At 35.9% G+C, this 11,798-nt stretch carries 10 protein-coding genes and 1 rRNA gene; 7 read left to right on the forward strand and 4 right to left on the reverse strand.

Translation table 11 applies throughout. The features are described 5' to 3' along the window. Positions 1-242: 242 nt before the first annotated feature. From jag to rpmH, 4 genes are all read right to left on the reverse strand, one after another. The gene (gene jag / locus PLX19_RS19730; RefSeq protein WP_272190484.1) at positions 243-860 is read right to left on the reverse strand and encodes an RNA-binding cell elongation regulator Jag/EloR; all 618 of its coding nucleotides are present in this window, start codon (positions 858-860) and stop codon (positions 243-245) included. Continuing rightward, a complete protein-coding gene (gene spoIIIJ / locus PLX19_RS19735; protein ID WP_020059662.1) occupies positions 857-1,624 on the reverse strand; it encodes a YidC family membrane integrase SpoIIIJ in 768 nt (255 codons plus the stop codon). The genes jag and spoIIIJ overlap by 4 nt, the downstream gene beginning before the upstream one ends. Before the next feature lie 39 nt (positions 1,625-1,663). Continuing rightward, entirely contained in the window at positions 1,664-2,029 is a 366-nt protein-coding gene (rnpA, locus tag PLX19_RS19740; RefSeq protein WP_272190486.1) for a ribonuclease P protein component, read from the reverse strand. Between the two features lie 78 nt (positions 2,030-2,107). Beyond that, entirely contained in the window at positions 2,108-2,242 is a 135-nt protein-coding gene (gene rpmH / locus PLX19_RS19745) for a 50S ribosomal protein L34 (RefSeq protein WP_000831901.1), read from the reverse strand. A gap of 564 nt (positions 2,243-2,806) precedes the next feature. Between rpmH and dnaA the strand changes: the two genes are divergently transcribed. The 7 genes from dnaA to PLX19_RS19780 form a co-directional block, all read left to right on the forward strand. Continuing rightward, positions 2,807-4,150: a chromosomal replication initiator protein DnaA gene (gene dnaA / locus PLX19_RS19750; RefSeq protein ID WP_272190487.1), complete on the forward strand. Its 1,344-nt coding sequence runs from the start codon at positions 2,807-2,809 to the stop codon at positions 4,148-4,150. 187 nt (positions 4,151-4,337) lie between these two features. Then, on the forward strand, positions 4,338-5,483 hold the full coding sequence (gene dnaN / locus PLX19_RS19755) for a DNA polymerase III subunit beta (RefSeq protein WP_272190488.1): 1,146 nt from the start codon (positions 4,338-4,340) through the stop codon (positions 5,481-5,483). Between the two features lie 127 nt (positions 5,484-5,610). Then, a complete protein-coding gene (gene yaaA / locus PLX19_RS19760; RefSeq protein ID WP_035433842.1) occupies positions 5,611-5,823 on the forward strand; it encodes a S4 domain-containing protein YaaA in 213 nt (70 codons plus the stop codon). Between the two features lie 12 nt (positions 5,824-5,835). After that, on the forward strand, positions 5,836-6,963 hold the full coding sequence (gene recF / locus PLX19_RS19765; RefSeq protein WP_272190489.1) for a DNA replication/repair protein RecF: 1,128 nt from the start codon (positions 5,836-5,838) through the stop codon (positions 6,961-6,963). Positions 6,964-7,001: 38 nt separating this feature from the next. Then, positions 7,002-8,924, forward strand: coding sequence for a DNA topoisomerase (ATP-hydrolyzing) subunit B (gene gyrB, locus PLX19_RS19770; RefSeq protein WP_272190492.1), 1,923 nt, complete (start codon positions 7,002-7,004; stop codon positions 8,922-8,924). A 91-nt stretch (positions 8,925-9,015) separates the two neighbouring features. Beyond that, the gene (gene gyrA / locus PLX19_RS19775) at positions 9,016-11,490 is read left to right on the forward strand and encodes a DNA gyrase subunit A (RefSeq protein ID WP_272190493.1); all 2,475 of its coding nucleotides are present in this window, start codon (positions 9,016-9,018) and stop codon (positions 11,488-11,490) included. A gap of 234 nt (positions 11,491-11,724) precedes the next feature. Beyond that, positions 11,725-11,798, forward strand: a 16S ribosomal RNA gene (locus tag PLX19_RS19780); the annotation flags it as partial.

Raw genomic sequence — 11,798 nt, forward strand, 5'->3', positions numbered from 1 at the left:
CCACCTCAAATTTCAGCAAAAGCATTGTCCAGCTCTAGCGGCTAGAATCTCCGGTCGTTTCGCCCCCTTGGACGAGGCAAAAAACGCCTCTCTGTCGGGTGCGTGGACGCCCTGCAATTCTGAGCGAGCCGCTTCCGCTTTTCTTAAGAAGTTATGCAGGAGATAAACTGCCCGTAAAAGTCCGATTGGGAGGGCTAGTAATCAGCCTGGGATGCCCCCCACACACTGATTAAAGTTTCATTTTATTTCGGAGATACAACAACATGTCGATGTGGTTCTTTACCTTCAGACGTTGTAATCACATATGGATGATTTGAAATTGCTTGATGTATAATTTTTCTTTCAAAAGAAGGCATCGGTTCTAACACAACTCTTTTTTTCGTATTGCTAACTTGTTTCGCTAACCGAAGCGCAAGCGACTCTAACGTATTTTTTCGTTTATCACGATAATTTTCAGCGTCGATTGTTACACCGATATATTGTTTCGTGCTACGATTTGCAACAAGTTTTGTTACATATTGTAAAGAATTTAATATGTTCCCTCTTTTTCCAATTAATACACCTACATCACTACCAGAAAGTGTAAAGTGGACATCACGCCCTTTTACATCTGTTCCAACAATTACATCAACATTCATTTCTTTTATAATGCTTTTCAAATAAAGTTCTGCTTCTTCTACAGGATCTTTTTTTACAATGACCTCTACAATAGCAGGCCGTCCTCCAATAAAACCAAGAAAAGCTTTTTTCCCTTCATCAACAACATGTATCTCAACTTTATCTCTTGATACTTGCAATTGTTCTAATGCGAATTGCACTGCCAGTTCGACTGTTTGTCCTTTAGCAGTAATCATACTCACTTACTTGATCCTCCTGCCTTACTAGCCTTAAGATCCGGCCCTTTGATCAAATATGTTTGAGCAATACCAAAGATGTTACCTACCACCCAATAAAGGGATAATGCAGCTGGGAAGTTAATTGCGAAAACTAAAATCATAATAGGCATAAGCCAAAGCATCATCGCCATTTGTGGATTTTGTCCCGCAGTACCAGCCATTGCAAGCTTTTGTTGAATAAACGTTGTAATCGCTGCAACAATTGGAAGAATATACAATGGATCAGCATGACCTAAATCAAACCATAAAAAACTATGTTGTTTAATTTCTGCTGTTCTAATAATTGCATGATAAAATGCAAATAAAATTGGCATTTGAATAAATATTGGTAAACAACCTGCTAATGGATTGATACCATGCTTTTGATACAATTGCATCATTTCTTGTTGCAATTTTTGTTGAGTTGCTTGGTCTTTAGAGCTATATTTTTCTTTTAATTTTGCCATTTCAGGTTGTAATACTTGCATTGCTTTCGTACTCTTTGTTTGCTTAATCATTAATGGTAATAAAGCAAAACGAATGATAAGAGTCGTGATAACAATCGCTAAACCATAGTTATTGCCAAATAACTTTGCAAAATACGTGATTAATTGAGAAAGCGGGTATACAAAATATTCATTCCAAATTCCCGTACTTTGCGGTGTAATCGGCTGATTTGTTTGATTACAGCCAGCAGCAATTGCCATAACAGCAATAAGCATGACTAGTAAGCCTATCTTTTTTTTCACAGCCTGCTCCTCCTTGTTTAGGTATGTATATAGTGTAATTCATTTTCCTCTTTTTTCGCCATTTTTTGCCCGTTTAACTCCCGAGCGCTGCAGAGCATGAATTAAACTTTTCTTTAATTGTTCATAGTCCATGTCTGAACAAGGCTTCCTTGCTATTATAACAAAATCTTTCCCAGAATCTATCTCATCTTTTAATTCTGTAAAAGCTTGACGGATCATACGTTTAATACGATTACGCATGACTGCATTTCCTAATTTCTTACTAACGGAAAGACCAATTCGAAAATACGCTTGATCAGGCTTCTCTAACTGATATATAACAAATTGACGATTGGCATTTGATTTTCCATTTTGAAAAACAGCTTGAAATTCCTCATTCTTCTTTACACGATTCTTTTTCTTCATATCAATTGAACACTCCTGTATTTCGCCAGTGGAAAATTCATAATTACTAGAAAAAAAGACCACTGAACGATCAGTGGCCTACGCAGATAATACTTTTCTACCTTTACGACGACGAGCTGCTAGAACTTTACGTCCGTTCGCTGTGCTCATACGGCTACGAAAACCATGTACTTTGCTGCGCTTACGTTTATTTGGTTGATAAGTTCTTTTCATTATATGACACCTCCCTGAGGAATAACTGTTAAAGACAGTCCTATAAATTATAGTTAATTTGCTATGAAAATGTCAATGCTTCTAAAAATTTTAATCAAATATTCATTTTCTCCCTATTCACAAGGTTGTTCACAGCACACTCTATTTGTTGTGGATAATTTTTTTCGCCACTTTTTTCTATCCACAAATATTTTTTTCTTTTTTACACAGTATATCGTACTGTGGACAAGTTTATTCCACAAGGTATTGATTTTGTGGATAACTTTCCGAAATACATTGCTATCGCTATCTTTTTTTGATATTATAGTTGTGTTTTCACCTTGAACAAGTTTTTTATAATTATTTTTTATCCACAGTTTGTGTATAACTTGTGGACAGATATAATCACATGTGCATAAATAGTTTTCCACAATGTGTTTTTTTGTCGAAAACTCTATCTTATTATTTCAAGCGCTTTTTTCTTTTAAAAAGTGTTTCGTATAAATATACAGCGTTTTCCGCTTACGTTATACAAATATTAAACACACTGTTTACTCATCATCTTTTGTAAAGGAGGGACACCTATTGGAAAATATTTCGGATTTATGGAATAGCACCTTAAAAGAATTAGAAAAAAAAGTGAGTAAGCCTAGTTATGAAACTTGGCTTAAGTCTACAAAAGCGTATTCCTTAAAAAAGGACGTTTTAACAATTACTGCGCCAAATGAGTTTGCACGTGATTGGTTGGAATCCCATTATTCTGAACTTATTTCAGAAACAATTATTCATTTAATGGGAGCAGAACTTACAATTCGCTTTATCATTCCACAAAGTCAAACAGAAGAGGAATTTGACTATCCTCCTGTTCAAAAGAATAAAACGATGCATGATGAACCTAATCATTTCCCACAAAGTATGCTGAATCCAAAATATATATTTGATACTTTTGTAATCGGTTCTGGCAATCGCTTTGCCCATGCTGCTTCTTTAGCTGTAGCGGAAGCACCCGCTAAAGCATATAATCCCTTATTTATTTACGGAGGGGTAGGACTTGGAAAGACGCATTTAATGCATGCGATTGGTCATTACGTCATCGAACATAATCCAAACGCAAAAGTCGTTTATCTATCATCTGAAAAATTTACAAATGAGTTTATTAATTCTATTCGTGATAATAAAGCAGTTGATTTTCGCAATAAATACCGAAACGTCGATGTTCTGCTTATAGATGATATTCAATTTCTTGCTGGAAAAGAACAGACACAAGAAGAGTTCTTTCATACGTTTAATGCATTGCACGAAGAAAGTAAACAAATTGTAATTTCGAGTGATCGTCCACCAAAAGAAATCCCAACATTAGAAGATCGCTTACGCTCACGTTTTGAATGGGGACTCATTACAGATATTACTCCTCCAGATTTAGAAACAAGGATTGCGATTTTACGTAAGAAAGCAAAAGCTGAGGGGCTTGATATCCCAAATGAAGTTATGCTTTATATTGCCAATCAAATTGACTCTAACATTCGTGAATTAGAAGGTGCCCTCATTCGTGTTGTGGCATACTCTTCTTTAATTAATAAAGATATTAATGCGGATTTAGCTGCTGAAGCACTAAAACATATTATTCCAAATTCAAAGCCAAAAATTATTTCAATTTATGACATTCAGAAGGCTGTGGGGGATGTTTTCCAAGTAAAATTAGAAGACTTTAAAGCAAAAAAGCGAACAAAATCTGTCGCTTTCCCTCGTCAAATTGCAATGTATCTGTCTCGTGAATTAACTGATTCCTCTTTACCAAAAATCGGTGAAGAGTTCGGCGGACGTGATCATACTACAGTCATTCATGCTCATGAAAAAATTTCAAAGTTGTTAAAAACAGATACACAATTACAAAGACAACTTGAAGAAATTCGCGATATTTTAAAGTAATAATCAAATAATGTGAACAACGTGAATAACTATTCCTGTTTTACACACAGTCTATCCACATGTAGATAGACTGTTTTTCCGTCTTTTTCACGGGTTATCCACATATCCACAAGTCCTATTACTATTACTACTAATTTTTTATTATTATTAAATAAACTCAATTTCATACTTACCGGAGGTTTTCGATATGCATTTTTTAATTCAAAAAGACTACCTTGTCAGAAGTGTACAAGATGTAATGAAAGCTGTTTCCTCTCGTACAACCATTCCAATTCTTACAGGGATTAAAATTGTAGCAACTGAAGAAGGTGTTACATTAACAGGTAGTGACGCAGATATATCCATTGAATCTTTTATCCCAGTCGAAGAAGATGGGAAAGAAATTGTAGAAGTAAAACAACCTGGAAGTATTGTTTTACAAGCAAAATATTTCAGTGAGATTGTAAAAAAATTACCGAAAGATACAGTTGAAATTTCTTTAGAAAGTCATTTTATGACAAAAATAAAATCTGGAAAATCTGAGTTTAATCTAAATGGTTTAGATTCAGCTGAATACCCATTATTACCACAGATTGAAGAACATCATGTATTTCAAATCCCAACAGATCTTTTAAAACATATGATTCGTCAAACCGTATTTGCTGTATCTACATCAGAAACACGTCCAATCTTGACAGGTGTAAACTGGAAGGTATATAACAGCGAGTTGACTTGCATTGCAACAGATAGTCATCGTTTAGCACTTCGTAAAGCAAAAATCACAGGACAAACTATTGCGAATGAATTTCAAGCTAATGTTGTTATTCCAGGAAAAAGTTTAAATGAATTAAGTAAAATTCTTGATGAATCAGAAGAAGTGGTAGATATTGTTATAACGGAGTATCAAGTTCTATTCCGTACAAAACATTTATTATTTTTCTCTAGACTATTAGAGGGCAGCTATCCTGATACTACAAGACTAATTCCGCCTGATAGTAAAACGGATATTTTTGTAAATACAAAAGAATTTTTACAAGCGATTGATCGGGCCTCATTATTAGCGAGAGATGGACGTAATAATGTTGTGAAATTATCAACTTTAGAAAATCAAATGTTGGAAATTTCATCAAATTCTCCAGAAATCGGAAAAGTAGTAGAGGAAGTTCAATGTGAGCAATTTACTGGGGAAGAGTTAAAAATTTCGTTTAGTGCAAAGTATATGATGGATGCATTAAAAGCATTGGATAGTACAGAAATCAAAGTTAGTTTTACTGGTGCGATGAGACCATTTTTAATTCGTACTGTGAACGATGATTCCATTACTCAATTAATTTTACCGGTACGTACGTACTAAAATTATGATAAGGGTTACTAGTACAAATCTACTGGTAACCCTTTTGATTTCTCGCTATTACTTTCCTAATGCTTGTTTATTTAGTACAATGAAAGAATGAACACTTTTAGAAAGTGAGCGATTTATGATGAAACGTATTCAAATTTCGACAGAATATATTACATTAGGACAATTTTTAAAGCTGGCTGACGTGATTGATACAGGCGGAGCGGTAAAGTGGTTTTTACAAGAGTACGAAGTGTATGTAAATAAAGAGCTTGAAAATCGACGAGGCCGAAAATTATATACAAATGATATTGTTGAAATTCCGGAGATCGGAACATTTCAAGTTCAAGGATAAAGGGGGATCCCTTTGTATATTACAGAATTACATTTACAAAACTATCGCAATTATGAGAGGTTAGATCTTTCCTTCGAAGATAAAGTAAACGTAATTATTGGTGAAAATGCGCAAGGAAAAACCAATTTGATGGAAGCGATCTACGTATTAGCGATGGCAAAGTCTCATCGAACTTCTAATGATCGTGAACTTATCCGATGGGATGAGGATTATGGTAAAATAAAAGGGAAACTACAAAAAAGAAACAACTCTTTGTCTTTAGAACTAAATGTTTCTAAAAAGGGAAAAAAGGCAAAGTTAAATCAACTTGAACAACAAAAATTAAGTCAATATATTGGCGTAATGAATGTTGTTATGTTTGCACCAGAAGATTTAAATCTTGTTAAAGGAAGTCCTCAAGTACGAAGACGTTTTTTAGACATGGAGCTTGGACAAATAGCTCCTGTGTATTTGTATGAATTAAGTCAATATCAAAAAGTCCTTACACAGCGTAATCATTTGCTTAAAAAAATGCAAGGAAGCAGTAAGAATGATGAAACTATGCTAGATGTGTTTACACTCCAACTCGTTGAACATGGTGTAAAAGTGTTAAAAAAACGTTTTGAATTTTTACGTCTATTGCAAGAATGGGCAGCTCCAATTCATCGAGGAATTAGCAGAGGACTTGAAGAGCTAGAAATAGTTTATAAACCAAGTATAGATGTATCAGAATCCATGGATTTGTCGAAAATAGAAGAAGTATACTATGAAAGTTTCCAATCTGTGAAACAACGTGAAATCTTCCGTGGTACAACCTTAATTGGGCCTCATCGTGACGATTTGCAATTCTTTGTTAATGGGAAAAACGTTCAAGTTTTTGGTTCGCAAGGACAACAACGAACGACCGCGCTGTCCCTAAAGTTAGCTGAGATCGAATTGATTTATTCAGAAGTTAACGAATATCCAATCCTTTTATTAGATGATGTGTTATCGGAACTAGATGATTACAGGCAATCACATCTGCTTAATACGATTCAAGGAAAAGTGCAAACGTTTGTAACAACGACAAGTGTTGATGGAATTGAGCATGATACATTAAAACAAGCAAAAACAATTCATGTAACGAACGGCACAGTGGATTGTGGAGAAGAAGATAAATAACTTCTGTCTAAATGGAAAAGTAGGTGATCTTTGTGTCAATGGAACAAAAGCAAATGCAAGAGAATGCATATGATGAAAGTCAAATACAGGTGTTGGAAGGACTAGAAGCAGTTCGAAAACGTCCAGGGATGTACATTGGTTCGACGAGTGGAAAAGGTCTTCATCATCTTGTATGGGAAATTGTTGATAATAGTATTGACGAAGCATTAGCGGGATATTGTGATGAGATTAATCTAGCTATTGAAGAAGACAATAGTATTACAGTAACAGATAATGGTCGTGGTATTCCAGTTGGGATGCACGAGAAAATGGGTCGCCCCGCTGTAGAAGTTATTATGACAGTTCTTCATGCGGGTGGGAAATTTGGTGGCGGCGGTTATAAAGTTTCTGGTGGTTTACATGGTGTAGGTGCTTCTGTCGTAAATGCATTATCAACGGAGTTAGAGGTATTTGTTCATCGTGACGGGCAAATTCATTATCAAAAATATGAACGTGGTATTCCAGTTGCAGACTTAAAGGTTATTGGAGATACAGATCACACAGGAACAGTAACGCGTTTCAAACCAGATGCAGAAATTTTTACTGAAACTACGGAATATGAATTTGATACGTTGGCAACTCGTTTACGAGAACTAGCGTTTTTAAATCGTAATATTAAACTAACAATTGAAGATAAACGTGAGCATAAACAAAAGAAAGAATTCCATTATGAAGGCGGTATTAAGTCTTATGTTGAGCATTTAAATCGCTCTAAAGAACCGATACATGAAGAGCCGGTATATGTAGAAGGTGCGAAAGATGGAATTCAAATTGAAGTTGCTCTTCAATACAATGAAGGATATACAACTAACATTTATTCATTTACAAATAACATTCATACGTATGAAGGTGGTACGCATGAGGTAGGATTTAAAACAGCATTAACACGTGTGATTAACGATTATGGTCGAAAAAATAATATTTTAAAAGATGCTGATAGTAATTTAACAGGTGAAGATGTTCGTGAAGGTTTAACGGCTATTGTATCCATTAAACACCCAAACCCACAATTTGAGGGGCAAACGAAAACAAAACTTGGAAATAGCGAAGCGAGAACAATTACAGAATCAGTTTTCTCTGAAGCGTTTGAAAAGTTTTTACTTGAAAATCCAAATGTTGCTCGAAAAGTTGTAGATAAGGGAACGATGGCAGCACGTGCACGTGTAGCGGCAAAAAAGGCTCGTGAATTAACACGTAGAAAAAGTGCGCTAGAAGTATCGAGCTTACCAGGAAAACTTGCAGATTGCTCTTCCAAAGATCCTTCTATTAGTGAAATTTATATCGTAGAGGGTGATTCAGCGGGCGGTTCAGCAAAACAAGGGCGCGATCGTCATTTCCAAGCAATTTTACCGCTTAAAGGGAAAATTATTAACGTAGAAAAAGCTCGTTTAGATAAAATTTTATCAAACGATGAGGTACGTACAATTATTACTGCGCTTGGCACTGGTATTGGTGGAGACTTTGAGATTGAAAAGGCGCGTTATCATAAAGTTATTATTATGACGGATGCTGATGTCGACGGTGCTCATATTCGCACCCTATTATTAACGTTCTTCTATCGTTATATGCGTCAAATTATTGAGCACGGTTATATATATATTGCACAACCGCCATTATATAAAGTGCAACAGGGTAAACGAGTTGAATATGCTTACAACGATAAAGAACTTGAAAGTATATTAGCGGAGATTCCGAAGCAACCAAAACCAGGTATTCAACGCTATAAAGGTCTTGGAGAAATGAATCCAACGCAGCTATGGGAAACAACAATGGATCCAGAAGTACGTTCGCTTCTTCAAGTTTCGCTTCAAGATGCAATTGAAGCGGATGAAACATTTGAAATTTTAATGGGTGATAAAGTTGAACCACGTCGTAACTTTATCCAGGAAAATGCAAAATATGTAAAAAATCTTGATATTTAATGATTGATGACAGGAATCGGAGTATTCCTGTCTTCTACGTATAAATGAACATGATATATCGATCGGAAATGTAATGAGGAGGTGCTGGTTGATGTCAGACAACCAACAACAAGGCCGAATTCGAGAAATTAATATTAGCCAAGAAATGCGTACCTCGTTTTTAGATTATGCGATGAGCGTTATCGTATCTCGTGCACTGCCAGATGTTCGTGATGGATTAAAGCCTGTTCACCGCAGAATTTTATATGCGATGAACGATTTAGGAATTACTGCTGATAAAGCGTATAAGAAATCTGCACGTATTGTTGGTGAAGTAATTGGTAAGTATCATCCACACGGTGATTCAGCGGTATATGAAACAATGGTGCGAATGGCCCAAGATTTTAGTCAACGTTATATGCTAGTAAATGGACATGGTAATTTCGGTTCTGTCGATGGTGATTCGGCGGCTGCAATGCGTTATACAGAGGCAAAAATGTCCAAGATTTCTATGGAACTATTGCGTGATATCACAAAAAATACAATTGATTATCAAGATAACTATGATGGTTCGGAAAGAGAACCCATTGTATTACCCGCACGCTTTCCTAATTTATTAGTAAATGGTGCAACTGGTATCGCGGTTGGTATGGCAACGAATATTCCACCGCATCAGCTTGGGGAAGTAATTGATGGGGTATTAGCATTAAGTCATAATCCGGATATCACGATTGCAGAATTAATGGAGTATATTCCTGGACCGGATTTCCCAACAGCTGGTCAAATTCTTGGAAGAAGTGGAATTCGAAGAGCGTATGAAACAGGGCGTGGTACAGTAATTCTTCGTGCAAAAGTAGAGATCGAAGAGAAGGCAAATGGAAAACAATCTATTATTGTAACTGAACTACCATATCAAGTGAATAAAGCAAGATTGATTGAAAAGATTGCGGAGCTTGTTCGAGACAAAAAGATTGATGGTATTACAGATTTACGTGATGAATCAGATCGAAATGGTATGCGTATCGTCATGGAATTACGACGAGATGCTAATGCAAATGTGTTATTGAATAACCTATATAAACATACAGCACTTCAGACAAGCTTTGGTATTAATATGCTATCGCTCGTAAATGGAGAGCCTAAAGTATTAAATTTAAAAGAATGCCTATATTATTACCTGGATCATCAGAAGGTCGTCATCCGTAGACGTACTGCATATGAATTAGAGAAAGCGGAAGCGCGTGCTCATATTTTAGAAGGTTTACGCATCGCGTTAGATCATCTTGATGAAGTAATTACTCTAATTCGTAATTCGAAGACAGCAGATATTGCAAAGCAAGGATTAATGGAACGTTTTGGCTTAAGTGAAAAGCAAGCACAAGCAATTTTAGATATGCGTTTGCAACGTTTAACGGGATTAGAGCGTGAAAAAATCGAACAAGAATATCAAGAACTACTTGCATTGATTGCGGAGTTAAAAGCAATTCTCTCAGATGAAGAGAAAGTTCTTGAAATTATTCGTGAAGAATTAACAGAAGTTAAAGATCGCTTTAATGATACACGAAGATCAGAAATTACAATTGGCGGTATGGAAGCAATCGAGGATGAAGATTTAATTCCAGAGCAAAACATTGTAATCACACTTACTCATAATGGGTATGTGAAACGATTACCAGCTTCTACGTACAAAACGCAAAATCGTGGCGGACGTGGAGTTCAAGGTATGGGAACGAACAATGATGATTTCTTAGAACATTTGTTAACAACATCTACACATGATCATATTTTATTCTTCACAAATAAAGGGAAAGTATACCGGACGAAGGGATATGAGATCCCAGAGTATAGCCGTACAGCGAAAGGGATACCGATTATTAACCTGTTAGAAGTGGATAAAGATGAATGGGTAAATGCGATTATCCCGATTCGAGAATTTAGTGATGACCATTATCTATTCTTTACGACTAAACAGGGAATTGCAAAAAGAACACCACTTTCATCATTTGCTAACATACGTAATAATGGTTTAATTGCAATATCACTTCGTGAAGATGATGAAGTTATTTCTGTTCGATTAACAACAGGCCAAAAGGATATGATTGTGGGAACAAGTAACGGTATGTTAATTCGCTTCCATGAACAAGATGTTCGCTCGATGGGACGTAATGCAGCGGGTGTAAAAGCTATTACGTTAGGTGAGGAAGATCAAGTAGTTGGCATGGAAATCGTTGAAGATGAAATGGATGTTTTAATTGTAACGAAAAATGGTTATGGTAAGCGAACGCCAGTTGAAGAATATCGCCTCCAAAGCCGTGGGGGTAAAGGGCTTAAAACATGTAATATTACAGATAAAAATGGTAAGTTAATTGCTGTTAAGTCTGTAAATGGTGAAGAAGATATTATGTTGATTACAGCAGCGGGTGTTTTAATCCGTATGCCAGTTGATCAAATTTCTCAAATGGGACGTAATACACAAGGTGTTCGTTTAATTCGTTTAGAAGGCGAGCAAGAAGTAGCAACGGTAGCAAAAACACAAAAAGAAGATGAAGAAGACATACAAGAAGATCAAGAAGGCTCAGAAGAGTAAGGGAATTTCCCTTATTCTTTTTTTTATAAAAAGTACTTGCATAGGGAGAGTGAAGTCTATATAATAGGCAGAGTCAGCAATTCATTGAAACAAAATGTTGAAACAAGTTGTTGACGAACATGAAATGTTATGTTATATTATAAAAGTCGCCAAAACGCGATATTGAACTTTGAAAACTAAACGAAACAAACAACGTGAAACGTCAATTTTTATTTATGATGCTAGACAAACACTTTATTGGAGAGTTTGATCCTGGCTCAGGATGAACGCTGGCGGCGTGCCTAATACATGCAAGTCGAGCGAACCGA

Source organism: Bacillus sp. BP-3 (assembly GCF_028401955.1).
Lineage (GTDB): Bacteria > Bacillota > Bacilli > Bacillales > Bacillaceae_G > Bacillus_A.